25 protein-coding genes, 2 tRNA genes and 1 pseudogene are annotated in these 24873 nt (G+C 68.8%); 17 read left to right on the top strand and 11 right to left on the bottom strand.

From position 1 onward, the window contains the following. Positions 1-26: 26 nt before the first annotated feature. Both IF61_RS35840 and IF61_RS0112505 read right to left on the bottom strand, forming a co-directional pair. On the bottom strand, positions 27-356 hold the full coding sequence (locus tag IF61_RS35840; RefSeq protein WP_157848600.1) for a hypothetical protein: 330 nt from the start codon (positions 354-356) through the stop codon (positions 27-29). A gap of 396 nt (positions 357-752) precedes the next feature. Next, positions 753-817, bottom strand: a tRNA-Arg gene (locus IF61_RS0112505). 142 nt (positions 818-959) lie between these two features. On the opposite strand from IF61_RS0112505, the pseudogene IF61_RS34095 reads away from it, so the two are divergent. Continuing rightward, positions 960-1214: pseudogene (locus tag IF61_RS34095) on the top strand (IS5/IS1182 family transposase); the annotation flags it as partial. A gap of 40 nt (positions 1215-1254) precedes the next feature. Here IF61_RS34095 and IF61_RS35845 read toward each other — a convergent pair. Then, positions 1255-3489, bottom strand: coding sequence for a hypothetical protein (locus IF61_RS35845; protein WP_157848601.1), 2235 nt, complete (start codon positions 3487-3489; stop codon positions 1255-1257). A 677-nt stretch (positions 3490-4166) separates the two neighbouring features. Between IF61_RS35845 and IF61_RS0112515 the strand changes: the two genes are divergently transcribed. Next, on the top strand, positions 4167-5090 hold the full coding sequence (locus tag IF61_RS0112515) for an FkbM family methyltransferase (protein WP_030366404.1): 924 nt from the start codon (positions 4167-4169) through the stop codon (positions 5088-5090). 48 nt (positions 5091-5138) lie between these two features. Here IF61_RS0112515 and IF61_RS0112520 read toward each other — a convergent pair whose 3' ends face one another. The 5 genes from IF61_RS0112520 to IF61_RS0112540 are packed head-to-tail and all read right to left on the bottom strand — an operon-like array spanning position 5139 to position 7065. Beyond that, positions 5139-5492: a hypothetical protein gene (locus IF61_RS0112520; protein ID WP_052392659.1), complete on the bottom strand. Its 354-nt coding sequence runs from the start codon at positions 5490-5492 to the stop codon at positions 5139-5141. Next, positions 5489-6232: a GntR family transcriptional regulator gene (locus tag IF61_RS0112525; protein ID WP_052392660.1), complete on the bottom strand. Its 744-nt coding sequence runs from the start codon at positions 6230-6232 to the stop codon at positions 5489-5491. Before IF61_RS0112525 ends, IF61_RS0112520 begins: the two co-directional genes overlap by 4 nt. Beyond that, positions 6229-6462 carry a hypothetical protein gene (locus IF61_RS36275; RefSeq protein ID WP_030366407.1) on the bottom strand — a complete coding sequence of 78 codons (234 nt, stop codon included), beginning with the start codon at positions 6460-6462 and terminating at the stop codon, positions 6229-6231. Before IF61_RS36275 ends, IF61_RS0112525 begins: the two co-directional genes overlap by 4 nt. Next, entirely contained in the window at positions 6462-6752 is a 291-nt protein-coding gene (locus tag IF61_RS36280) for a hypothetical protein (RefSeq protein WP_169748819.1), read from the bottom strand. The genes IF61_RS36275 and IF61_RS36280 overlap by 1 nt, the downstream gene beginning before the upstream one ends. A 13-nt stretch (positions 6753-6765) precedes the next feature. After that, a complete protein-coding gene (locus tag IF61_RS0112540) occupies positions 6766-7065 on the bottom strand; it encodes a hypothetical protein (RefSeq protein WP_245684491.1) in 300 nt (99 codons plus the stop codon). Between the two features lie 59 nt (positions 7066-7124). On the opposite strand from IF61_RS0112540, the gene IF61_RS0112545 reads away from it, so the two are divergent. Then, positions 7125-7880 carry a GntR family transcriptional regulator gene (locus IF61_RS0112545; RefSeq protein WP_030366410.1) on the top strand — a complete coding sequence of 252 codons (756 nt, stop codon included), beginning with the start codon at positions 7125-7127 and terminating at the stop codon, positions 7878-7880. On the opposite strand, the gene IF61_RS0112550 is transcribed toward IF61_RS0112545, so the two are convergent. After that, a complete protein-coding gene (locus IF61_RS0112550; RefSeq protein WP_245684492.1) occupies positions 7873-8631 on the bottom strand; it encodes a glycosyltransferase family 2 protein in 759 nt (252 codons plus the stop codon). The two genes, IF61_RS0112545 and IF61_RS0112550, sit on opposite strands and share 8 nt — an antisense overlap. 5 nt (positions 8632-8636) lie before the next feature. Continuing rightward, positions 8637-9425: a GntR family transcriptional regulator gene (locus IF61_RS0112555; RefSeq protein WP_030366412.1), complete on the bottom strand. Its 789-nt coding sequence runs from the start codon at positions 9423-9425 to the stop codon at positions 8637-8639. A 223-nt stretch (positions 9426-9648) separates the two neighbouring features. Here IF61_RS0112555 and IF61_RS0112560 point away from each other — a divergent pair, with 223 nt between their 5' ends. From IF61_RS0112560 to IF61_RS0112600, 9 genes are all read left to right on the top strand, one after another. Further along, positions 9649-10026, top strand: coding sequence for a hypothetical protein (locus tag IF61_RS0112560; protein ID WP_030366413.1), 378 nt, complete (start codon positions 9649-9651; stop codon positions 10024-10026). A gap of 48 nt (positions 10027-10074) precedes the next feature. Beyond that, entirely contained in the window at positions 10075-12156 is a 2082-nt protein-coding gene (locus tag IF61_RS0112565) for a cell division protein FtsK (RefSeq protein WP_245684493.1), read from the top strand. Positions 12157-12297: 141 nt separating this feature from the next. Further along, a complete protein-coding gene (locus tag IF61_RS0112570; protein ID WP_030366415.1) occupies positions 12298-12561 on the top strand; it encodes a hypothetical protein in 264 nt (87 codons plus the stop codon). A 20-nt stretch (positions 12562-12581) separates the two neighbouring features. Further along, complete coding sequence (locus IF61_RS0112575) at positions 12582-12776, top strand: hypothetical protein (protein WP_030366416.1); 195 nt, start codon at positions 12582-12584, stop codon at positions 12774-12776. An 18-nt stretch (positions 12777-12794) separates the two neighbouring features. Further along, positions 12795-13034 carry a hypothetical protein gene (locus IF61_RS0112580; RefSeq protein ID WP_030366417.1) on the top strand — a complete coding sequence of 80 codons (240 nt, stop codon included), beginning with the start codon at positions 12795-12797 and terminating at the stop codon, positions 13032-13034. 94 nt (positions 13035-13128) lie between these two features. Beyond that, on the top strand, positions 13129-13743 hold the full coding sequence (locus tag IF61_RS0112585) for a hypothetical protein (protein WP_030366418.1): 615 nt from the start codon (positions 13129-13131) through the stop codon (positions 13741-13743). Further along, positions 13740-14120 carry a hypothetical protein gene (locus IF61_RS33355; protein WP_052392661.1) on the top strand — a complete coding sequence of 127 codons (381 nt, stop codon included), beginning with the start codon at positions 13740-13742 and terminating at the stop codon, positions 14118-14120. The genes IF61_RS0112585 and IF61_RS33355 overlap by 4 nt, the downstream gene beginning before the upstream one ends. Before the next feature lie 146 nt (positions 14121-14266). Continuing rightward, positions 14267-14467, top strand: coding sequence for a helix-turn-helix transcriptional regulator (locus tag IF61_RS0112595; RefSeq protein WP_030366420.1), 201 nt, complete (start codon positions 14267-14269; stop codon positions 14465-14467). Beyond that, positions 14464-15855 (top strand): tyrosine-type recombinase/integrase, encoded by a 1392-nt coding sequence (locus IF61_RS0112600; RefSeq protein ID WP_043188891.1) that lies wholly within the window; start codon positions 14464-14466, stop codon positions 15853-15855. The genes IF61_RS0112595 and IF61_RS0112600 overlap by 4 nt, the downstream gene beginning before the upstream one ends. Before the next feature lie 205 nt (positions 15856-16060). Here IF61_RS0112600 and IF61_RS0112605 read toward each other — a convergent pair. Further along, positions 16061-16133 (bottom strand) — tRNA-Arg (locus tag IF61_RS0112605). Between the two features lie 250 nt (positions 16134-16383). Here IF61_RS0112605 and IF61_RS0112610 point away from each other — a divergent pair. The 5 genes from IF61_RS0112610 (at position 16384) to ettA (ending at position 24873) form a co-directional block, all read left to right on the top strand. Then, the gene (locus tag IF61_RS0112610; protein WP_078660178.1) at positions 16384-18060 is read left to right on the top strand and encodes a dynamin family protein; all 1677 of its coding nucleotides are present in this window, start codon (positions 16384-16386) and stop codon (positions 18058-18060) included. Positions 18061-18353: 293 nt separating this feature from the next. Then, complete coding sequence (locus tag IF61_RS32280; protein WP_043188895.1) at positions 18354-20390, top strand: GTPase; 2037 nt, start codon at positions 18354-18356, stop codon at positions 20388-20390. A 343-nt stretch (positions 20391-20733) separates the two neighbouring features. Beyond that, entirely contained in the window at positions 20734-21210 is a 477-nt protein-coding gene (locus IF61_RS0112620; protein WP_052392662.1) for a single-stranded DNA-binding protein, read from the top strand. A 269-nt stretch (positions 21211-21479) separates the two neighbouring features. Then, entirely contained in the window at positions 21480-22970 is a 1491-nt protein-coding gene (locus IF61_RS0112625; RefSeq protein WP_030366425.1) for a Cys-Gln thioester bond-forming surface protein, read from the top strand. A 238-nt stretch (positions 22971-23208) separates the two neighbouring features. Beyond that, positions 23209-24873 (top strand): energy-dependent translational throttle protein EttA, encoded by a 1665-nt coding sequence (gene ettA / locus IF61_RS0112630; protein WP_030366426.1) that lies wholly within the window; start codon positions 23209-23211, stop codon positions 24871-24873.

Here is a 24873-nt window from a genome sequence, read left to right on the forward strand (position 1 = left end):
GCGGTGGGATTCCCTTCGGCTCGCGGTCATGCGGCGGTGTGGAGTGAGGACGGCGCGGTGGTTGCCGGCTCGGACGGTGGTGGCGTCCTTCCGGTCCGGCTCCTGCGGACCGCGGTGCGGATCTTGGCGATACGGTCGCGTTTGACGCCGAGAAGGCGTGCGACATGTTCTACACGGCCATAGGGGATCAGGCTGCCGGGCGTCCTGGTGGTGGCCGCGCACACGAGTTCGGCGAGCTTTCTCCGCTTGCTGCGTATGTCCTCCTCCAGCCGCCGGACCACCTGCTGCCGGCGGGCGATGGCCGTCAGCGCCGATGTCTTCAGATCACGTTCGTATCGCAGATCCTCAGCACTCACGTGGCCGAGGATGGCACATGGGCCTCATACTCAACAATCGATCCCTTGAGGATGCGCTCTTGTGAACGCTGTCCGTACGCAGCAGGGCACAGTTGGCTTTCCGGCGTCTGCCCGAGATGACCTCGATCCCCTTCTGGCTGTTGTCCACAGGTCGAACGCCCGGTTGGTGGACGGTCGAGGCTCGACACCAGACCTCACGACGCGACCGCCGTCCCCGCCACGGTGGCACCGGCAAAAGGAACGTCCGAACGCCTGCACGGTGCCGACCTGCAACCACCCTGTGCGGTGCAGATCCCGAGATCCACGGTTGTGCGCAGTCAGCGCTTGGTCCCTGAGCGATGTGCTTCCGGACATAGCAGAGCCTCACCGGCGTTTTCGCAGGTGAGGCAGTGTGCGCGCCCCCGGCAGGACTCGAACCTGCGGCCAAGCGCTTAGAAGGCGCCTGCTCTGGGAGCCGCGGCAAGGCCGCTGACTTGCAGAACGTCAGAGAGCCGACCCTGTTCAGGGAAAGTTCTCCTGTTTTTCGGGAGATCTGGGGCGCTCAGCCGCGGACGATGAAGGCCCTGTGAGGTCAGTCCATGAAGCCACGACCCCTTCGTCCCGAAGGCCTTCGACCATCCTGGCCTGTGGAAATGGCTGTGGGGCAAGCACATCGGCATCCGCATCGCCTGCAAAGTCATCGAGTCAAGCGAGCGACTGGGACGCCTAAGGTGGGTGATCGAGCGAACGATCTCCTGGCTGAGCGGCCATCGCCGCCTCACCATCTGCTATGAACGCGACCCCTGCAACTACCGCACCTTTCTCGAACTCACAGCAGCGATCTGCTGCTACAAACGACTCACCCACCTCACCGCATAGGACATGGTCTAAGTTGGAACAACTGCGCGCGAACACAGGCCTAGATTGCGTCCAGCCAAACGTCCGGCGTAATGAAAGCTGCGAGGTGAGCAACGCCGCAGTTCTCGGCCTTCGCCCTGAGCTCACTTATCAGGAGTTGGCGGTCTTCCGCCGCCCGGGACCTAAGCTGCTCAGGAGTAGTGATATCTGCTTCCAAAAAGACTCGGACTACATCCGGTCTCGCGAGATCATGGTGCAGGGCAGCCAGTGATGCGATGGCTTTGAGGTGAGAGACAACTAGAGTCGAGACATTGAGGTAGTCGGCCATTTTCTGCCGTTGCGTGACGCCGGAGGCCCGCAGCTGGAAATTTCTGAAAGTGGTGATGCCGGCTTCAGTAAGGGGCTTCGCGAAACGTTTGAACGGCTCCAGATCCAGCATTGCTAGCGGCTTGAGGCGGACAGTGTGTTCAGCCTGGGCTGCCCGTATCGGATCCTGCAAGTAACTCCAAAACGATGGGTCTGATTGGGCGGATTGCCGATCCGAGGGGGTTGTAAGTGCGAAAGTGAGGTAGTCAAGTGTGTCGTCCAGGCCCTGGCGTGGGACACCGCGCTCTTCTGCCAATGCGGCCAGGCAAGCATAGTGGTGTGCAAGCTTGGGGGGAGGGTGGCGATCCGGTTCTGGTGGTGCCCAGGTCCACGTCCCGCCGTTGATACGCAGCCGGGATTCATCAGCGAGGAAGGATATTGCACTCTTCAGGTTCTCGGCCACTGGTTTCATGTAGCAAGCGAAATTATAAGCCGCTGGATCCTTCTTAAGGAATTCCTTGTTCGATATGACAGTCTCACATTCTTCCAGCAGATCAGATGCCGCTTCGTGTGCCGTGTCCAAGATGCCTGGGTGCTCGTGGCCTAGTTGATCGATGTGATCGTCACTGATAGCTCGGGCCGCCAAGTAGGCATTGGTTCGTATGGCTGCACAACTATAGAGGATGCGAATGCAGAGACCTTCCCATCCTGACCTGTCCTCTTGCTCGCGAACAAGTTCCAGCTGGCGATCCATAAGGTGGGCCATCCTCATGCGATTCGCTACACTATTTGGCATGCAATTTTGGACTTCGGTCAGATAGTCGAGGCGTGCAAGACCGTATCTGGGATCCATGTTTACAGCGGACTGCAGGAGCCTTACGCGGACCTCCTTGTCGCTCACCAGAGCTCGTTCGCTGGCGATCATGTGGAGAGCGACCGGTTTCCAGTGTTGCGCTCCGCACAATCCTTTCAAGAGATCCCGGTGTCTTTGACTGAGTTCGATAAGAATAAACGCTGCGGCGCCAGTTAGCAGTTGAGCGCGGGCCCGTCCCAACTCTTCCTCCAGCCGAGGGGGCTTCGCCTCCGGCGGGAGCTCGGGCAGCCCAAGGTTCACGCGGCTGATCAACTCGCTTTTTACGTGAAGGCCATTGCGCGTGAGGGAGACCACTACGCGGTTCACGTCGATCAGAGTGATTCGGGCACGCCATGTCAGGTCTGGCCTGACGGCATACATCACATGAGCGATCGCAGTCGCGAGTGCCCCGGAGGGGATAGCGCTAAGATCCTTGCTTAGCAACTTACTGAGTTCGCTGACCTGCAGGATCCCGAGCTCAGGCGCTCGAGAGCCCAGTGACTGCAGACGCGCAAGTACATAGTCGGACGCCGCAGGGTCCGACTTCCCGTCAGGCCCCTGCGCCTCTATTTGGAGTCGCCGGCTCTGCCCCAGGGCAGTCGCCGTCGCGGTGACTCCAAGCAGAGCAAGTGCAGCATATGCCACAGATATTCTCTCGTTTCCACTGATGAAGTAGAAGACAAGTACCGCCCACGCGGCAAGAAGCAATGAGAATACAGGCCAGGCGAGCCCCCCCGGCTTGCGGTCGAAATGAACTGGACAACTAACCTTCAGGCGCAAAGAAAACACCGTCAAAGCTACCCCAAGAGCTGCTATCCCACCGAATGTCCAGGGCAGCCACACACCGTCACCAAACGGATGAAAGGCCGGAAACACAGGAAGGAAAACCGCTGTTGCCGCCATAGACAAGGTACCCACAACTGCCCAGAGCCATCTCACCTTCTGCTCCCAGGCAGTGGTGTCCCGCCGGACCATGAAGCGCGTTATGAGCCCACTGATAACAACCAACGCAAGCAGGGCTATGATTATCGGGATCAAGACATGAAAAATTGGCTCAACCCAGTCCCGGTAGAACTTATCCCAACCGCTGTCCTGCAAAGCGGTAACTGCCCAGATGTGCTCGGTAAGGAAGGTCATATCAAGACCTCAGAACTTTGTGGAAATCCCCCTACGTATCCACACTAGATTGTGCGGCTGAGCGATGCACGCTGAAACGTTCAGCGAGAAGGAGGAACTCGCCTGTCTGTGCACGGAGAACCGGCGCCCGTGGGTGGATGTGAGGCGGCGGTAGTCCATCACCCAGGAGATCATGCGATCGATCATCCGCCTTCGGCGTTCCAGTCGCTCGCTTGACGCGATGCCTTTGCGAGCGATGCGGATGCCGATGTGCTTGCCCCGCAGTCATTTCCGCAGGTGAGGAGGATCGAAGGCATTGTAGGCGTGGAGTCGCTAGGTCTTGAGGTGTCGGCCCCGATGGGGTTCGTGTCTCATTCGGAGGGCCGGTCACCCTCGGTTTCAGGGCCTGGCTGGCGTGAGCGTCGGCGGCGGAGAGCCTGACGAGGACGGGTGGTCCGTTCGCATCCGATAGAAGGTGCGTTCTGGAACCCGGCTTGCCTCATTCACGGGGCTCGGACTTGTGAGGCCGACGATGTCGCGTACAAGATCTAGCGCGGTAACGCCATCCGCATACTGTGCCTTGGTCTGGACCGGGAGAGGAGGGCCGTCCGGCCCTGAGGCGCGGCCCCGACGAGTGCGACACTGGGGCTCGTAGGGATCCTCAGAGGGCACGTCAGACCCGGTTGGGTGGGTGTCGGATGAGTAGTTGTATCGCGGAGTTATTAGCCTCGGCCGGTCGCCAGTACGTGCGGTATGGTCCTGGCTCGCTGGGGAAGTCGTGGCTAGCCGCGGAGTGTCTTAACCCCTACCTGCGTGAGCGGCCCCGGCGGTGCATGGCGCGGACCCGGTTCGGGGCGGATATCGCTGTTGACACGCAGGACCTCATCCAGCGGTATATCTACATGTTTGGGGCGTGGGAGCCCCCCATGACGTATTGGCTCAGCCAGCGGCTTGGACCCGGCGACACCTTCGTTGATGTCGGGGCGAACATCGGGTACTTCAGCTTACTTGCTGCTCGTCGGGTGGGGCCGGCGGGCCGGGTTGTTGCCATTGAGGCTTCTCCTGTGTTCCACCGACGTGTGTTGGCGAATGCGCGGCGCAACGCCTGTCGCAACGTACGGGCGGTCAACGTGGCCGTCTCCGACGTGCGGCGGTCTGTGAGGTTCACGCTCGCTAGCTCTCGGAACATGGGGGCGAACAGCATCGTCCCGTACGACGGGCCGGTGGAGTCCTGCTTTGAGGCGCAGGCCCTTCCGCTCACTGAGGTGCTCACTGCTTCTGAGGTTGCCGGCGCGCGCGTGATCAAAGTTGATGTGGAGGGGGCGGAAGGCAGCGTGGTTCGGGGCATGGTTCCCTTACTTGATCGGCTTCGGTCCGATGCAGAGATCACCGTTGAGGTGGCCCCTGAGCGCATGGCTCTCCTGGGGGACTCCGCTGATGAACTGCTGGCCACCATGCGTCATTTCGGGTTTCACGCCTATCGCCAGCCCAACGACTACGCCGCCGAGAGCTACCCTGCCGCTCTTCGAAGTGCCGGCGCCCCGCTTGCTCGTGTGCGGGGACCTCTTGTGGAGGAGGGCGATCTCGTCTTCTCGCACGTGGACGCTGATGTGCTGCCCTGAACGCAAACGGTCCGGCCCCGAGGGGCCGGACCGTGGTAGCTGCCGCTGTTACGGCTGGCACGCCTCATCGAGGTCCGGGGCGGGCAAGCGACCGCCCCGGCTCTCTGCCACTCGTAGGACGTCGCTCAGCGATTTGGCCGTCTGCTGAAGCGCGATCCGGAGGTGATCGCAGCGTGCCTCCGGGTTGGCTAGGAGTTTCTCCGCGTCCGCCAGCACATCCGCCCCGATATCCATCTGCGCTGCTTCCACAGCGTCGGCGTATCGAGACAGCCTTCCTTGGCCCTCGACCGGGCTCAGGAAGCATGGCTTGTCATCTGGGGAGGTCCACGGCAGGAGCCGCCAGTCGAGACGACCACCGTCGTCCTCTGTCCTGGGGTCTCTTCCGATCGCGTCGGACGTCATCCAGCTTCCTCCCGGTTTTCGACGTGCGTGCGTGTGGTGAAGAGGACTTCCGCGCGGTCGCCTGGAAGGAGCAGGAGCGCCCACTCCACCACTTGCCCCGCTTCGTCCCTCGACGTCCGTTCCACAACCAGCACAGGCGCGGGACTGCGGAATAGCTCCCTCTCCTTGGCGCTCGGCAGTCGGGACGTGACACGCTCGACACTGGACGCCACGTGCACTCCGGCTGCGGTCAGCAGCTCCCGAACGTTGTCGCCCCACGGAGACAAAGGCGCTTCGGGGCGGCCGAGCTTCGCCACCTTGTGGGGGACGTACAGGCGCGCCACGCTCCGTACCGAGATACCGGCGGAGCTGACGTACTCGTACTCGGTCATTGGGGAGCCGGCTCGTACCTGCAGGAGTGACGCCACACCCGCGGACGCCTTCACCCGGCGGACGTCGACGCTGACGCGCAGCGCGGAGCAGGGCGCCGGTGGGCGATCCGACGTGTGCCGTGCGCTGTCGTAGACCGTGCGGTCGCCGGGCCTCCGTACGAAATTGCCTCGGCCGTGGAACTTCTCCACCAGCCCTTCGGCCTGGAGCAGATCCAGAGCGCTCCTCAGCGTGGGGCGGCTGGCCCTGTACAGCGAGGCGAGTTCCGCCTCCGCTGGGAGTTGCTCGCCTGCCCGCCAGTTTCCGGCGGCGATGAGCCGGCGGAGGTCCTCTGCGATGGTCTGGTAGCGGCCTGCCATGGTGGGCTTCACCGCTTCCTGATGGTCCGTACAGCGGACAGTTCTTCGTCCGGCTCCACGAACAGCTCTTCCCCTGTGCGGAAGCGCAAGCCCCTTGTGCCGTTGGAGAAGTCGAGTACGTAGACCACCGTGAATCCCCGGCCTCCGAAGTCGATGACGTCTCCGATCCGGACCGTCTTCCCGGTGACCTGAACGCGCACGTGGTGGTACGTCCCCATGGATGTGGCGATTTCCTCGATCATCAGTGCGCCTCCGCCACGGTCCAGGACAGGCCGATCGCGAGGGGACGCCAGCGAGGATCCAGCCGCCGCCGGGCGCGCTCATCTTCGGCCGTCACGTACAGGCGGACGAGTGCCGTCTCCTCGGCGTCGCGTAGTGCTGCGCACCACTGCGGCTGATGCATGGGCGGGGCCGGCGGAGTGGTCTCCTCGGCGGGCCGGAGCTCCGCCGGAGCGCGGTGGTGTTCCGGCTCCGCGGCGGGAACGAATTGTCGCCTGGCCCACTCAAGGGCCCGGCGGATAAGGTCCATCACGTTGATCAGCTCCTCACAGCTGACGGCCGTGCCCCCGGGCAGCACCCGTTGCCGCGGGGGTTTCCTTGTCGACGGCGGCCCAGGCGATGCGGCCGTTTCCGCTGGTGACCAGCCCGAACGAGTCGGCCGTCCCCAGCACCTTCAAGAGCTCTTGCCATGCCGCGGTCGAGACCGGATTCGGGACTTCCGTCTCGACGTGGATGCGGCCTTTCCGGTGCCTCACGCGCGGAGTGAAACCAGCAGCCGAGAGGCGTGCCGCGATGTGGTCGGCGCGGTTGCTGCGTGCGGCCACAAGGTGTTCCTCCGTCGCCACGGGATCACAGTGCGTGAAGCTAGTTAACTAGAATAGGGCTAGTGGACTAGATTTTCCACATGCGTGAGCAGCCGCCTTATCTCCGCGTCGCTGACCTGCTGAGACAGCGCATCGCGGATCAGGAGTGGGCGCCGGGCGACCGGCTGCCGTCGCGTGCGCAGCTTGCGCAGGAGTGCGGCGGCGTGGGTGAGAACGTCATCCGCCGAGCGCAGGAACTCCTGATCTCACAAGGCGTCTTGGAAGGGCGTGCAGGGTCCGGGACGTACGTCGCCGAGCCGCGCGCACGCCTGCGCATGGTCCGGACGCGGCACCGCGAGCAGCGTGATGGGTCGCCCTTCGCCGCGGACATGTCCGCCCTCGGCAAGCACGGCACGTGGGAGAGCAGCACGGAGGCCAAGCTTCCGGCGCCCGCAGGCATCGCAGCTCGACTCGGCATCGCCGAAGGGGATCTCTGCGTCCGGACCGTCTACGAGTTCTTGTCCGACGGCAAGCCCGTTCAGCTCTCCACCAGTTGGGAGCCGTACAGCATCACGGCCAACACGCTGGTGGTGCTGCCGGAAGGCGGTCCTCACGCCGGCAAGGGCGTAGTCGCCCGCATGGCGGAGATCGGCATCACGGTCACCCGCGTGGTGGAGCAGCCGGAGCCCGGGCAGGCGACCGCCGAGGAGGCGACACTCCTCGGCGTGCAGCGGGGAGCGCTCGTGACGCGCATCCAGCGGACGTACTACAGCGACGATGGACGAGCAGTCGAGACGGCGGACATCGTCGTGCCCGCCTCCCTCGGCGTGATCGTCTACGAGATGCCCGTCAGCTAGCCGGCTGGTAGTTCCAGCGGTGGTAGGCCAGCGCTTGCGCCCGCGCCTCTACGACGGCCATGCGCGCGTCCCGCTCCACGGCGTCCGTGTGCGCGGCCTGGCCCGTCGCCTGTCCGGGCCACTTGCGGTAGAGGAGGCCGACGTCGCGGATGAAGTAGCCGCGGCTGACGGCGTCCAGGGCGAGCAGGAGCCCGGTGTCCTCGGAGGCCGGCAGCGCCATCCAGCCGCCCAGGGCTAGGAGCAGTTCCCGGCGGACGCACAGGGTCGCCGGGTGGACCTGGGCGCGGTAGTTGTGCGCCCGCCAGTGTTCGAGGACGGCGCCCATCTCTATCGGCCCGTCGTCCGGGTCCTGGGCGAAGCCGACGGTGGAGCCGTCGGGGAGCAGGTCCAGGACGCGGGACGTGGTCCAGCCGATGCTGGGGTCGCGTTCGAGGACGGCGATGTCGCGGGCCAGGGCGCCCGGGGGGAGCTGGTCATCGGCGTCGAGAATCTTGACGTACTCGCCGTCCGCGTGTGCCAGAGCCATCGTCCGGGCCACCCCGGGGCCCCCGCGTCGACCCTGGCGGAAGGTCACGCGCTCGTCGTCCGGGACGTGCGGGGCAACGTCGTCCGTCTGGCCGTCTTCCTGTATCAACCAGTGCCACTCCCAGTCCTCGGGGAGCTCCTGAGCGCACAGCGACTTGTAGGCGTCGTGGAGGTGGTGGGCGGACGGTCCGTGCACAGCGGTGACGATGATGATGCGCCGGCGCACGGCACTCACCACCTTTCCAGGGGAGTGGTGAAGAGCATCTCCGTGCGGTCGCCGGGCAGCGTGATGTCGGAGAGCTCCACAACGCGGTCGTTGGTGTCGTACGAGGTCTTGCGCAGCAGGATCACGGCGGTGCCCGGCGGGAGTTCCAGCTCTTCGGCTTCTTCCGGGGTGGGCGGCCGGGCGGTGACGTGTTCTTCGATGCGGTCCAGCTCGATGCCGATCGTGAAGAGCTGGTTCTGGGTGCCGCCCGGCCACGGCTCCTTGGACTCGTCCAGGAGGTCCGGGTTCGCGGCGACCATGTCGCGGACGAGATAGGAAGTGACCAGGGCGAACGGCGCGCGCTCCGCTGCGTACCGCGTCCGGTAGGTGCGCTCCAGGAGCACTTCGCCTTCCGTGACGCCGAGAGCCTGCGCGAGATCCTTGCTCGCCTTGATCTCGCGGTAGGACGCCCGGAAGACCAGATCGTTCAGCGACAGGCCGGTGTCATGCTCCGTGGCGCCGGTCTTCGCCCGCTGCTCTTCGGGTTGCTGGACGCGGTCCTTCTCCCACTGGTGCCTGACGTTCGTTCGGAGGACCGTCGCCCGCGGCTGACGGACGAAGTTGCCGCGGCCGTGCTGCTTCTCGATCAGCCCCTCGTCGCGCAGGAGCCGCAGCGCTTCGCGGATCGTGGGGAGGCTGCGCCCGTACTCCTCCGCGAGGGCCGTCTCCGAGGGGAGACGGTCTCCGGCGCTCAGCTGACCTGCACGGATGGCTTCTCGCAGGCCGTCCGCAATCCGCTCGTACGCCTTGGCCATCCGTACTCACCCGTTCCGTCGTGCCGGTGGCGCTCAGCATACGACTCCTCAAGAGGACTTGACGAGTTGGTGAGACCCGCGTCATAGTCCCAGTCTGAACTCCGAACTCCTTAAGAGGACTTGAGGACTTGACCTCTTGATGAGTCGTCAGCGGCTGTCGCGCGTCCGGAGGACGTGCGCGTTTCCCGCGCCTGCACTGTTCTCGACCTCAGAGGTGGATCGCATGCAGCTCACCGTCGGCGACATCGCCCGTAGCCAGGAGGACCTCTCCTTCGGCACCGTGGCCGGGGTCGCGGATCACGGAGAAGGAAAGCTCGTCGTCTTACGGCGCCCGAACGGGGGTGGCCTCAGCTTCGTTGAGCCGTGCTCCCTGGTCGTCGTGGGGCGCTACGTCCCGCCCGCTTCGACCACCCGCAGCGTCGTGGCCCTGGTCTTCCTGGGCCTCGCGCTCCTCGTGGCCTACATCAGCTGCCGGTCGGCCGAGGCCATCGGCGCGGATTGGCTGCTGACGCTGCTCGCCGGCCTGGGCGGCTTCAAGGCCGTGGCGATCACGTACCAGTGCTGGGCGCGCGTCACCGGACCGCGGCGCTTCCGCGTCTGAACGGCTCCGCTCCGTGTGTCCGTCCCGTCCCGGCTTTGGAGGGGTCACGTGAACGACCAACTGACGGCGAACCCCGCGTTAGGCCAGGGTCGCCCTGTCGGACCGGCTGTCTCCGTCGACAGCCCGTGCGCGGCGTCGGGCCCCGGCTTGGCGGATCGGGCTCAGGGCGCGAAGCGCCGCCCGGTCATCCCGGCATGGGCGAAGTCGCGTCAGGAATTCCTCGCGGCCGGCAAGGGCGTCGCCGCGTACGCCTGGCACGTGTCCGCGTATCACGCGGTGCGCACGCCGTGGTACGCCTTTCGTCTCGCGTTGCAGGCGCCGCAGGGTGCCGCACGGTTCGTCAGCGGCAGGCTGCGATGGGTCGCCGATGCCGAAGGCGAGCCGTTCCGGCAGTACGCGGCGGCCACCGACGACATCGTCAAGTACCTGCAGCTCTCGCGTCAGAGGGACCGTCGTGTCCGCTGGCGGGCGGCCGTCGCGTTCGTGGCCTCGATCGCGGGGATCACCACGGCGCTCGTGCTCTACGTCATGGCGCCGCAATGGCTGCTCGCGCTGTGCGGCTTTGCTCTGACGATGGCTGCGGGGTGGCTGGGGCAACCGGCCGATGCGCCGGTGATCCACAGGGCAGTGGAGATCCCGAGGGCGACAAGGCTCACGAGCGACATCGTCCTTCGTGCTCTCGGCTCACTCGGCATTCAGGGGATTAACCAGGCGCGGTCGAAGGGCGGGGACGGGTTCGTTTTCACTGCTCCCATCACCCGTGACGGTCCTGGCTGGCTCGCCGAGGGGGATCTCCCTCACGGCGTGACCGTCACGGACGTCGTGGACCGCCGGGAGCGGCTGGCCTCCGGTCTCCGGCGGCCGCTCGGAACGGTGTGGCCGGAGGCGGTTCCGAACGAGCACACCGGCCGCCTGAGGCTGTGGGTCGGCGATCAAGACATGGCACAGGCCCCGCAGCCTGCATGGCCCCTCGCCAAGGCCGGCACGGTGGATCTGTTCAAGCCCATCTCGTGGGGAACCGATCAGCGGGGACGCTGGGTGGACATCACCCTCATGTACTTGGCGGGCGTCATCGGCGCCATCCCGAGGATGGGCAAGACCTACCTTCTGCGTCTCCTGCTGCTTATCGCCGCGCTCGACCCGCGCGCCGAGGTACACAGCTACGACCTGAAAGGGACCGGCGATCTCGACCCTGTGGGCAATGCCGTCGGCTTTCGGCACCGGGCGGGCAATCGCGACGAGGACATCCTTTACGGGTTGACCTCCATGCGTGAGCTGAAGGCTGAGCTTCAGCGCCGTACGGATGTCATCCGCTCGCTGCCGCGGGATGTCTGCCCCGAGTCGAAGGTGACGACGGAGCTCGCTTCGAAGAGGTCCCTCGGTCTGCACCCGGTCGTGGTCGGAGTGGACGAGTGCCAGAAGTGGTTCGAGCACCGGAAGTACGGCAAGGAGCTTGAGGAGATCTGCACGGACCTCGTCAAACTCGGCCCTGCAACGGGAATCGTGCTGCTGCTGGCCACTCAGCGGCCGGACGAGGGCAGCTTGCCCAAGGGGATTTCCGCGAACGCCTCGGCCCGCTGGTGCCTGAAAGTCATGAGCCACGTCGAGAACGACATGGTCCTCGGCACGGGAGCGTACAAGCGGGGCGTACGAGGAACCATGTTCGCCTGGGCCGACAAGGGCATCTGCTACTTCCTCGGCGAAGGTGCGGACGCACGGATCGTCCGGGCTGCCGAGATCAATGCCGTGGAGGCTGAAGTCATCGCCCTGCGGGCCCGGAAGACTCGCGAGCGCCTCGGCAGCCTGGCCGGTCACGCGCTGGGGGAGCAGCCCGAAGAGGCGGCCGGCCCGTCGTACGACCTGCTCTCGGATCTCCTCACGACGCTTCCCGCCGGCAAGGAAAAGCTCTGGAACGAGGCGATCGTCGTCGCACTCGCCGAGCTCCGGCCCGACACGTACGGCGCATGGACTGCGGAACAGCTCACCGCAGCCCTGAAGCCGTACCGCATCCGCACCGTGCAGGTGTGGGGCACCACGGAGGACGGCAAGGGCGCCAACCGGCGCGGGATCAAGCGCGCCGACGTCCTGAGAGCACTCGCGGAACGTGACGGCACCGGCGCCGCGGCATAGCCGCAACCACCCTCGGGCCTAGCAGGACAACCCGCTAGGTCTAGCACCCCCGCTAGCAGCACAAAACCTGTCTGACCTGCGCACTAGCGCCTAGCGGTGCTCCCCGGGCACCGCCCGAATTCCCATCCGGAGAGGGTTCTGATGAGTTCCCTGCTCGACGCTATGCCCGGCCTCATATTCCTCACGCTCTGCTACGCCGTGATCTGCGCGGTCAGCCCGTTCGGCGCGTGCCGCAAATGCGGGGGATGGGGAGCGAAGATCCGCCAGACCCGCAGCGGTCGGCTCAAGCGCGGCCGCGAATGCCGCCGGTGCGAGGGGCAGGGCCTGCGCCTGCGCGTCGGCCGGCGCCTTTACAACTCCGTCGTGGAGCTCCACCGCGACGGCACCGGCAAAGCCCGACGCTGACTTCTCCGAGGAGCCCCGCGATGTCTTTCTCCCTCTCCGCGCTCGTGCTGTTCGGCCTGCTCCTGGCCATGCTCCTCCGCTCGAAGACCGTCGGCATCGGCGGCGCCACGGTCGCCATCCTCTTCGGCTACTACCTCAGCCGCACCGGAGCCGCCGGACCCATCGATCAGGTCATGGGCGCTATCGCCCATGCCATCCCCGCCATCGACAAGTGATCAGGAGGAATCCCTCCCATGGAAAAGCAGAACCGCTCCGCCCCGCAGAAGATCTCGCTCATGGCTTCTGGAGAGCTCCGCGATGCGCTCACGGCCATCGAAGAGGGCAAAGGGCCGGCCGCTATCGCCGCGCTCATGGCCATTGACCCGGTGTCCTGGCACGCAATCGAGCACCGCCTCAAGGCCGTCATCGGCACCGACCTCCGCTCGCTCTTACTCCACACCGTGGAGAGCGCGGCGGCCCCGGCCCTCGACTGACGGCTCCCTGTGCGGCCTCAACTCCTTCCGAGGTGGGGTCGTGCAGAGGGCCGGACAGCCCGGCTCGGCAATTCCGACGACGCAAAGGACGCCCATGTCCAACACCACCACCATCGCGTGGTTCGACGACTTAACGGCGAGTGTGTTCGCCCTCGGGTCCGCGGCCCGGGAGATGCGGCTCGCGCACCAGGCGGCCCAGGTCGCCTCGTGGCAGATCGAGCCGTCCCGCCTGCGGCTGGTGACCGGCGACGTGAACATCCGCGGGGAGTACAAGGTCAGCCCCTGCGACATTGCCCTGGGCCAGGTCCGCGGCCTGTCCCGCGCCTACCAGCGCATGACGGCCGACCTGTACGAGAACCTCGCCCTCACGTACGCCTACGGCACCGCTGCAGCACTCCTCGCAGTCATCAAGGGGTACCGGCCGCGGTACGTCGAGCTCCAGCGCGATCAGACGGACCACTACCTCGTGCCGAGCGGCCCGCTGCCCGACTTCCGCGGAGACCTCGGCAACTGGGACGGCCAGAGGCGCCTGGCCCTGCTCCGCTCGATCGTCGCGGCCCGCAGGCTCGACCACTCCGGGGAGCTGAGCCACGGGTCGTTGTCCGGTCTGGCAGACGTCGCCTACGCGTACGGCGAGCAGGCCGAGACGGCCCTCCACCACCTGCTCCTCACCTCCCGCACGATCCAGGAGCCGGAGGCGGAGCAGTGACAGACGCAGCGCACAGCACTGACCCCGCCGCTGCGTACGCAGGCGCTCCCCGCATTCTCTCGGAGATCGTCTGGGTGCTCAGGCAGGCGAGGGCGGCCCGTTCCTCCGGCGCGGACGGCACGGAGCAGAGCCGGGAGTTCTGGCTCCGCAAGGCCGCTGTCTTCGATCGCATCGCGATGGAAGAGGTGGCGACGTACGCCCCGCAGGTCGCGGCCAAAGCGGTTGAGACCGCGGAAGCGGCTGCGAGGCGGCTGGTCGAGTACGACGCCACGCACAGCGGTCTAAGCCTCAGGGGCTCCGACGTGGTCACCGGCGAGGACTGCCGCGCCTACGTCCGCCGCGAGTACCACGCCTGGAACCGCGCCCAGCTGTTCTGACTTCGCCCGGGGCAGCGGTCTACCCGGCAAGGACGCCCGCTGCCCCGGCCTCCCCATCCCGCAAAGGATTCAGGAGGTGCCACCAGCATGCACCACATCGACGACGCCCCGCCGCCCGGGGCCGCTGGAACCGGCATGGAGGCCACGTGACGACCCGTGGCCGTAAAGGCGGCGACAAGCTGACCGTGGACGAGCTCTGCGAGGAACTGCGCATCGCACGCTCGACCTTCTACGACTGGCGCCAGAAGGGCCGTGGCCCGCGCTGCATACGGCTCCCGAACGGAGCCCTGCGCATTCGCAGGGACGACCTGGACAACTGGCTCACCGACTGCGAGGACCGCGCATGACGACCCGGTCCTTCAAAGTCAGCTTCTACGAGACCGAGATCTACGAGGGCAAGCGCGGCACCACCTATACCGTCCGCTGGTCCGTCAACGGCAGGCGTCACGGAGAGACCTACAAGACGAGCCCTCTCGCGGAGTCCTTCCGCGCCACGCTCCTCGTCGCCGCGAACAACGGCGAGCCCTTCGACATGGAGACCGGTAGACCGGTCTCACACGCCACGCCGGCTGCTGAGGTCACGACCTGGTACGCGTTCGCCCTGCAGTACGTCGACATGAAATGGGCCCGCATCTCGGCGAACAACCGCAAGAACACCGCCAAGGCCCTCACCAAGGCCACTATCGCGCTGCTGCGCACACAGCCCAAGCAGTTCGACCCCGTCGCCGTGCGCAAGGCCTTACGCGAGTACGCCTTCAACAAGCTCCGCCGCGACGAAGCGCCGCCCGAGGTCCGCACGATCCTGTCCTGGATCCGGCGCCACTCCCTCGCCATGAGCGCCTGGGAGGACACGAAGCACGTGGACAACGTCATGCTCGCGCTCAACACGCTCCTGGACGGCAGGCGCGCGGCCGCCAGCTCGGTCAACCGCGAGCGACGGATCCTGAACGTGGTCATCAAGTACGCCATCCGAGAGAAGATCCTGAAGACCAATCCGCTGCCCAAGGGCAAGGACGACAACGCCCCGCCCAAGCCGGCCCAGGCCATCGACAAGCGCTCTCTCCTCAACCCCACCCAGGTCGCCCTCCTCCTCGCCTGGATCGCGGCCCGCCCCCGCACCGGCCACCGCCTCCACGCCTTCTTCGCCACCCTCTACTACGCGGGTCTGCGCCCGGAGGAAGCCGTGGCCCTGCGCCGCAAGGCCGCCACACTGCCCGAGTCCGGCTGGGGCGAGCTGCTCGTCCACACCGCCGAACCTGAGGTCGGCAGCGCCTGGACCGACAACGGAACGGTCCACGAGACCCGCGACCTCAAGGGCCGTGCCGCCGGCGACACCCGTCCCGTCCCCGCCCATCCCGCGCTAGTCGCGATCCTCCGCGACCTGATCGAGCGAGACGGCCTCAAGCCGGGCGACCTCCTCTTCGCGGGGGAGAAGGGCGGGCTGCTCGCCGGATCGGTGTTCCGCCGCGTCTGGCGCATGGCTCGCAGGGCCGTCCTCAAAGAGCACGAGTACGACTCACCCGTCGGCAAGCGCGTCTACGACCTCCGCCACACCTGCCTGACGACCTGGCTCAACAGCGGCATCCCGCCCGCCCAGGTCGCCGAGTGGGCCGGCAACAGCGTCCCCGTCCTCCTCGCCACCTACGCCCGCTGCATCACCGGTCAGCTGGCGGACCTCCAGAAGCGCATCGAGGGGCCGCAACAACTCCCCGGCACGGCTCGCGCCTCGCAGTGACCGCGGCGGGTCGCCCGTCAGAACTTCGGGAGGTTTTCGGGAAGAACACCCGCCGAGAGCCGTTCCAGGCCGGCTTCAGCCGGACGCAGCCGCACAGCAGTGCACCACGTGGTGCACTGCTCTGTGGGCTTCAGTCACCGTCTCACGTCGCTCTGACCAGCAAAAACGCCCCTCCCGACGGGAGGGGCGTGCAGTGTGGAGCGAGCGCCCCCGGCAGGACTCGAACCTGCGGCCAAGCGCTTAGAAGGCGCCTGCTCTATCCACTGAGCTACGGGGGCCGGTGTGTGCGGCGGTGTCGCGGACGGCTGAAGCCCCGGGCTCGGTGGTGCCGTGACCTTGCCGGGGACAAGGATAGGGCTCCGCTCACCTCGTCCCGGTTGCTTCACCTCCGTGCCACGATGTGGAGGTTTAGTGAAGCGGTCCTGATAATCGCAGGCAGGTACGAATCTTGCACCGTTTTTCACGCCTCAGGCGACGGGTGTTGTGTACTCGTTATGCCTGAGCCCCGTGCGCCACGCCTCGCGCGCCATGGCCTATACGCTTCAAAATCACACCAGAATTGGGCATTCTGCACGTGTGGCGACCTTGGACGTACGGCCCCGACTGCTCGACGCACTGTCCGCACTGCGTGACCGTGTCGACGCCGCACGCTTCCCCCTTCCCCTTCCCGGCGCCGCCCGCGCCCGCCGGAACCGTGCCGAACTCCTGGCGCAACTCGATGACTACTTGGTGCCCCGCCTGTGCGCCCCCGAAGCGCCGTTGCTCGCGGTCGTCGGGGGCTCGACGGGGGCCGGCAAGTCCACCCTCGTCAACTCCCTGGTGGGGCGGCGGGTCACTGAGGCGGGGGTGCTGCGGCCGACGACCCGTACGCCTGTACTGGTCTGCCACCCGGACGACCACCACTGGTTCGCGGGACAGCGCGTCCTGCCCGAACTGCGGCGCGTCTGGGTGCCCGCCCAGGACGTCTCCACCCTCTACGACCCGGACCCCGACGCCCGCCGCGGCGACGAGGAGGACGCCGGCGAGCCCCCGTCCCTGCGCATCGAGACCGATCGCGCGATGCCGCCCGGGCTCGCCCTCGTCGACGCCCCCGACATCGACTCCCTCGTCGCCCGCAACCGCGAACTCGCCGCCGAGCTGATCTGCGCGGCGGACATCTGGGTACTCGTCACCACCGCGACCCGGTACGCCGATGCGGTGCCGTGGCACCTGATGCGGACGGCCAAGGAGTACGACGTCACTCTCGTGACTGTGCTGGACCGGGTGCCCCATCAGGTCGCCACCGAGGTCTCCAAGCACTACGGGGCGCTGCTGGCCGCCGCCGGCCTCGGGGACGTCCCGCGCTTCACCATCCCCGAGCTCCCGGAGTCCACGGGCGGCGGCACCGGGCTGCTGCCCGACACCGCCGTCGCGGGGCTGCGCGCCTGGCTGCACCAGCGGGCGCAGGACCCCGCCGCCCGCGCCGTGGCCTCCGCCCGCACCGTCGCCGGACTGCTGGCCTCCCTGGGCTCGCGGCTGCCCGGGCTCGCCGGCGCCGCCGCCGTCCAGCACGCGGCCGCGGTCCGGCTGACCCAGCGCGTGGAGGACGCGTACGCGAAGGCCGCGGCGCGCGTACGGGACGGGGTCGCGGCCGGGGAGGCCCTCGCGGGCGACGCCCTCACCCACTGGCGCGGACACCCCGAGGACAGCACCTCCGACGAGCTGCTCGGCGCGCTCACGGCCGCCCTCGCCGCCCTGGTCGGCTGCGCCGTCGCCGCCGCCGACGAGGAGGTCGCCGCGGCCTGCGCGGGCGACCCCGCCGCGGACGCTGTCCTCGCCCCGCGCGACCCGGACGGCGCGGTCGGCCGGATCGGCGTCGCCGTGCGCCGCTGGCGGCGCTGCCTGGAGGAGCTCGCGGAGGAGGAGGTGCGGGCCGCCGAGCGCGGGGCCGGTCTCGACGCCGACCGGGCGGCCGCCCTCCTCGCCGCCGCCCTGCTGGGCGGCGGACAGGCCCGCCCGGCGGGGGAGAGCCTCGCCGAACTGCTCGGCGCCCAGGGCGCCCTGCGCCTGCGCGACCGCGGCGGTCACCTCCTCGCCGAGTGCCTCGACGGCGTGCTCGACGCCGAACGCGACCGCCGGACCGCCCCGCTGGAAGCCCTGGAGGTCACCCCCGACCACCAGGTCGAGCTCATCGCCGCGCTGTCTGTACTGCAGAGGGAGAGGTGACCACCGTGCGCCCCACCGACCGATCCGCCGACCGCCCCGCCGAGGGAGCCGCTCCGTCCGCCCCTCCGCCCGCGCCTCCAATGCCCCCTTCACCCCCTTCACCCCCTTCTTCTCCGTTCACCGATCCGTCCGCCCCTCCGGCCGCCGCCCGCCCGCGCACCTCCGCGGGCATCTGGGACGACGGCCTCATCGCCCGCCGCGCCCGCCCCGGCCGCCCCCCGCGCGCAGGCGGCGGCCCCGAGGTACGCACCGCGCCCCCATCGCGCCCGGAGACCGCCCCGCGCCCCCCGTCCATGCCCGCGCCGCACCCGGGCGCCGCCGTCCTCCGGCCGCGCCTGGACGCCCTGCGGGAGCTCGTCGGGCTCTCCCGGGCGCGCCTGGACCGGCGGACGCTCGCCGAGGCGGGACGCGTCCTGGACGAGGCCGTCGCCCGCCAGCGGCACCCCCTCGACCTCACCGTCGTGGCCATCGCCGGGGCGTCCGGCAGCGGCAAGTCCACCCTCTTCAACGCGCTCGGCCGGGCCCAGCTCTCGGAGGCGGGCGTCCGCCGCCCCACCACCGCCGCGCCCGTGGCCTGCGTGTGGACGGAGGAGCCCGAGCGCGCGGACGGCGTCCTCGACCGGCTCGGCATCCCCGCCCGCTCCCGCCGGCAGCCGGTCCGCCCGTACGACCCGGCCCTCAACGGGCTCGTCCTCCTCGACCTGCCCGACCACGACTCGGCCACACCCGGCCACCGCGAGCAGGTGGACCGCCTCCTCGGGCTCGTCGACGCGGTGATCTGGGTGGTGGACCCGGAGAAGTACGCGGACGCCGTCCTCCACGAGCGCTACCTGCGGCCCCTCGCGGGCTACGCCGAGGTGTCGTTCATCGTCCTCAACCAGACCGACCGGCTGGGCACGGACGCCGCGGACCAGGTCCTCGACGACCTGCGGCGGCTCCTGGACGACGACGGCATCGCGCTCGGCGAGCACGGCGAACCGGGCGCCGAGGTGCTGGCCCTGTCGGCCCTCACCGGCGACGGCGTCGGGGAACTGCGCGAGATCCTCGGCCGGTTCACGGCCTCGCGTGGCGCCGCGCTGCGCCGGCTGACGGCCGACGTCGACGGGGTCTCGGCGCGGCTGCGGGGCGCGTACGTGGCGGACGGGCGGCCCGGGCTGACGGAGTCGGCCCGGCACGAGTTCGAGGACCGGCTGGCCGAGGCGGTGGGCGCCCAGGCGGCCGGGCTCGCGGCGGAACGCGCGTGGCTCCGGGACGCCGGACGGGCGTGCGGGACGCCGTGGACGCGGGCGCACCGGTGGTACGTACGGGGCCGCGCTCGACGGAAGTCGACGAGTGCGGCGAGCGGTGCGGCTGCGATCGCAGAGGCAGTAGCGAGGGCAGAGGCGGCAGCGATTGCCGGGATGATCGCGGGGATGCGTACGCCCGAGGCCGCAACGGTCGGGACGGCTGGAACCGCTGCAACCGCTGCAACCGCTGCAACCGCTGCAACCGCTGGAACCGTAGGGGCGAGTGCGGCCCTGGAGACTGCTGCAGCCCTAGGGACTGCTACGGCCCTGGAGACGGGCACGGTGAAAACGGGTGCGGGCCTCGGCGCGGGTGCGCCCCCCTGTCGCGCCGTCTCCCGCCCGCTCGTGGAGCAGGCCGTACGGGCCTTGGCCTACGAGGCGTCCACCGGGCTTCCCGACCCCTGGTCCCTGGCCGTGCGCGAGGCGGCGCGGCGCGGGGCCGAGGGCCTCGCGGAGGCCCTCGACGCGGCGTCCGCCGCCGCTGCCGCCGCAATGGCCGCGGCGGGGCCGGGACGCGCGGGGATGTGGCGCACCGGGGCGCGCCGGGCGAGCGCCTGGTGCACGAGCGTGGGGCGCCAGGCCGGGTCTCCGGAGGCCCCCGGCCCCGGCCGCACCGGCGACCCTGCCGGGGGCCGCACGGGCGGGTGGATCATCGGCGGTCGACGGGCGCGCGCGGGCGGCCCGGTCCGGCCGGTCCGGCCGGGCTGGTGGGCCGTGGCGGCCGCCGTGCAGTGGGTGCTGTCGGCGCTGCAGGTACTCACCGCGGCGTGGCTGCTGGGCCTGCTGACCGGCGCCTGGGGCGGCGAGTGGTGGATCCCCGTGCTGCTGCTGACAGGCGCCGTCGCGAGCGGCCCGGCCCTGGCCTGGTGCTGCCGGGCGATGGCGCGGGGCCCGGCGCGCCGCTACGGGCTGGAGACGGAGCGGCGGCTGCGGAACGCCGCCGCGGGCTGCGGGCGGGAGCGGGTGCTGGAACCGGTCGCCGCGGAACTGCTGCGGTATCAGGAAGTCCGCGCCCAGTACGTGATCGCGGCCGGCGAGGCCTGAGGACGGGCCTGGGAACGGAACCTGAGGACGGACCTGGGAACGGAACCCGGGGACGGACCTGGGGAGGGAACCTGGAGACGGGCCTGGGGGCAGGCCTGGTGAGGGAACCTGGCACGGGCCTGGAGGCAGGCCTGAGGATGGACCTGGGCAGGGAACCTGGGGACGGACCTGTGGACGCCCCGGGGATGCCCCCGTGGTTGTGCCGGGGACGCCCGGGACGCCCCTGAGGGTGACGGAGTTGTCCACAAACGCTCCGTCGTCCACAGCCCCCGGCAGGATTCCGCCGTCGCGGACACCATGGCTCCACGAAGCAGTTGCCGAACGTGAAAACGGGGGGATCCGCATGAACGAGACGCTGGTGACGGTCGTGGGAAACGTCGCGACGGAGCCGGAATTCAGGGAGGCGGCGAACGGCGCGGCGTCCTCGCGGTTCCGCTTGGCGGCGTCGGTGCGCCGCTGGGACCGGGCCAAGGAGGAGTGGGCGGACGCGTACACGAGCTTCTACACCGTGTGGGCGTGGCGCGCCCTCGCGGCCAACGTGGCGGCGTCGCTCGGCGTGGGGGAACCGGTCGTGGTCCAGGGCAAGTTGCGCATCCGCGAAGAGGAGCGTGAGGGAAAGCGGTGGCTGTCGGCGGACATTGACGCAGTGTCGATCGGCCACGACCTGAGCCGCGGCACGTCGGTGTTCCGCAGGGTGTCGCAGGCGAGGCAGCTGCCGACGGACCCGGTCCGGTTGGCGGCGGCCTCCGCGGAAGCTCCTGCTCCGGCCATTCCGGATCGGGAGCCCGCGGCCGCCGGCGCCGAGGTGCCGCCCTTCTGAAACACCCGGTTTGTCCCGGCGATTTATCGATATTGCCGGGTCCGGCCGCGGTCCGCTGGTAACGATTCCGATTCGGATCGATTGAGCGGCCCCCCGCGTGGGGATGGCGCCGTGCCCGCTCCTTAAGATCACGTTCACAGCAACGTGCAACGGGGGGCCGCGGCGACGTGTCAACGGCTGCGAGCGACAGCGTGCAACGGGGGCTTCTGAGTCTTGAGTTCGGTGGCGAGGCGCGCCGACTTGTTCTGCGTTCGCCCGGAAGGAAGTCGATGATTTCTGTCAGGAGGCGGGGATCCGCCCGCCTTGCCGCAGCCTGCCTGGCAGCGGGACTCGCCGCGGTGGGCACGATAGCCGTGGCGGGCCCCGCCGCCGCGGACGACGCGCCGCAGAACCCGGGGGGCGTCACCGCCACGCTCGGCGGCCTCACCGCCGGCTCGGGCGTCGTGGTGCACGACCGGCGCCGGACGGCCGAGATCCCGGCGGGTCTGTTCGAGATGAAGGTCGACGGCGGCGGCTCGCTGCAGACGTACTGCGTCGACATCCTCACCAACACCGTGGACGGCGCCCGCTACCGCGAGGTCGGCGCGGCCGAGTCGTCCCTGCACGCCAACAAGGACGCGGGGAAGATCCGCTGGATCCTGCAGCACTCCTACCCGCAGGTGAACGACCTCGCGGCGCTCGCCAAGGACGCCGGCTCGGGCCCGCTCGACGCGAACACCGCCGCCGCCGGCACCCAGGTCGCCATCTGGCGGTATTCGGACGCCGCCAAGGTCGACGCCAAGGACCCCGCGGCCGCCAAGCTCGCCGACTACCTCTACAAGTCCGCGAAGGACGTCGAGGAGCCCGAGGCGTCGCTGACCCTGAGCCCGTCGGCGCTCTCCGGCAAGCCGGGCCGCAAGCTCGGCCCGGTCACGGTGCGGACCACGGCGAGCAGTGTGACCCTCACCCCTTCGGGTGACGCCGTGGCCAGGGGCGTGAAGATCGTCGACAAGGACGGCAAGCCGGTCGCCGCCACCGGCAACGGCGGCGAGTTCTACGTGGACGTCCCGGCGGGCGCCCCCGACGGCTCCATGTCGCTGAAGGCCTCGGGCGCCGCCAAGGTCCCCGTCGGCCGGGTCTTCGCCGGCGACCACACCACCACCCAGACGCAGATCCTGGCCGGCTCCAGCGAGAGCACCGTCTCCGCGGGCGCCACCGCGCACTGGACGGCCAAGGGGGCGGCCCCGGCCCTGTCCGCCCGCAAGAACTGCGCCAAGGGCGGCGTCGACGTCACCGCCGACAATCAGGGCGACGCCCCCTTCACCTACGAGCTGGCCGGCCGAACGCACACCGTCGCCCCCGGCCGCTCCGAGACCACGCTGGTGAAGGTCGGCGAGGACCGCGCCTACCGGTTCACGATCACCGGTCCGGGCGGGCTGTCCAGGACCTTCTCCGGGATCATGGACTGCGCGACCTTCGCCGCCACGGCGGCCGCGCCCCCCGCGGAGGGTGCCGCAGGCTCCGGCCACGAGGACGGCGCGGGCTCCGGCGCCGCTGCCGCCGGGGACGGCGGCACCAAGGCCACCCTGGCCTCCCGCATGAGCCCGGCGTCGACGGGCGGCGGCACCGGCAAGGCGGCCGTCAGGGCCGACGGGGACCTCGCCGCGACCGGCGGCAGCAACACCACCCCCACGATCGCCGGGATAGCGATCGCCCTGATCGTCGCCGGCAGCGGCGCGGTCTACCTGCTGCGCAGGGAGCGCGCGTCCGCCGGGGAGTGATCCGCCGGGGAGTGACCCACCGGGCCCCGGCGTGCGGGCCGCAGGGCGGGGCCCGGCGCCCCGCCCCGGGCGCCCGGAGGGCCGGAAAGCCCTCCGGCGGCCGCCCTCCGGCGGCCCGTGAGCGGGCCGCGCCCGAATCGGGTTTCCGCCCCGGGCGTCCGGTGCGGCAAGATGGGTGTATCTGCCCTCACGCGGCGGAGCCGCACATTGGCCCTTCTCGATTGCCGGACGGTTTCTCTTGGCTGAGTACATCTACACCATGCGCAAGACGCGCAAGGCGCACGGCGACAAGGTCATCCTCGATGACGTGACGCTGAGCTTCCTGCCCGGTGCGAAGATCGGTGTGGTCGGCCCCAACGGTGCCGGTAAGTCCACCGTCCTCAAGATCATGGCGGGCCTGGAGCAGCCGTCCAACGGCGACGCGTTCCTGTCGCCGGGCTACAGCGTCGGCATCCTGATGCAGGAGCCGAAGCTGGACGAGTCCAAGACCGTCCTGGAGAACGTCGAGGACGGCGTCGCGGAGGTCAAGGGCAAGCTCAACCGCTTCAACGAGATCGCCGAGCTCATGGCGACCGACTACTCGGACGCCCTGCTCGACGAGATGGGCAAGCTCCAGGAGGAGCTCGACCACGCCAACGCCTGGGACCTCGACGCCCAGCTCGAGCAGGCCATGGACGCCCTGGGCTGCCCGCCCGGCGACTGGCCCGTCGTCAACCTCTCCGGTGGTGAGAAGCGCCGCGTCGCCCTCTGCAAGCTGCTGCTTGAGGCCCCCGACCTGCTGCTCCTCGACGAGCCCACCAACCACCTCGACGCCGAGTCGGTGAACTGGCTGGAGCAGCACCTGGCCAAGTACGCCGGCACCGTCGTGGCGATCACCCACGACCGGTACTTCCTGGACAACGTGGCCGAGTGGATCCTGGAGCTCGACCGCGGCCGCGCCATCCCCTACGAGGGCAACTACTCCACCTACCTGGAGAACAAGGCCTCGCGTCTGAAGGTCGAGGGCCAGAAGGACGCCAAGCGCCAGAAGCGCCTCAAGGAAGAGCTGGAGTGGGTCCGCTCCAACGCCAAGGGCCGCCAGGCCAAGTCCAAGGCGCGCCTCGCCCGTTACGAGGAGATGGCGGCCGAGGCCGACAAGATGCGGAAGCTGGACTTCGAGGAGATCCAGATCCCGCCGGGCCCGCGCCTGGGCTCCATCGTCGTCGAGGTCAACAACCTCTCCAAGGCCTTCGGTGAGAAGGTCCTCATCGACGACCTGTCCTTCACCCTGCCGCGCAACGGCATCGTGGGCGTCATCGGCCCGAACGGCGCCGGCAAGACCACGCTGTTCAAGATGATCCAGGGCCTGGAGACCCCGGACTCCGGTTCGATCAAGGTCGGCGAGACCGTCAAGATCTCGTACGTCGACCAGAGCCGCGCCAACATCGACCCCAAGAAGACGCTGTGGGCCGTCGTCTCCGACGAGCTGGACTACATCAACGTCGGTCACGTCGAGATGCCCTCCCGCGCCTACGTCTCCGCGTTCGGCTTCAAGGGCCCGGACCAGCAGAAGCCGGCCGGCGTGCTCTCCGGTGGTGAGCGCAACCGCCTCAACCTGGCGCTGACCCTCAAGCAGGGCGGCAACCTGCTCCTCCTCGACGAGCCGACCAACGACCTCGACGTCGAGACCCTCTCCTCGCTGGAGAACGCCCTGCTCGACTTCCCGGGCGCCGCTGTGGTCGTCTCCCACGACCGCTGGTTCCTGGACCGGGTCGCCACGCACATCCTGGCGTACGAGGGCGACTCGAAGTGGTTCTGGTTCGAGGGCAACTTCGAGTCCTACGAGAAGAACAAGATCGAGCGCCTCGGCCCGGACGCGGCCCGTCCGCACCGCGCCACCTACAAGAAGCTCACCCGGGGCTGA

The sequence above is a fragment of the Streptomyces roseoverticillatus genome (assembly GCF_000719265.1).
In the GTDB taxonomy this organism is placed as follows: Bacteria; Actinomycetota; Actinomycetes; order Streptomycetales; family Streptomycetaceae; genus Streptomyces; species Streptomyces roseoverticillatus.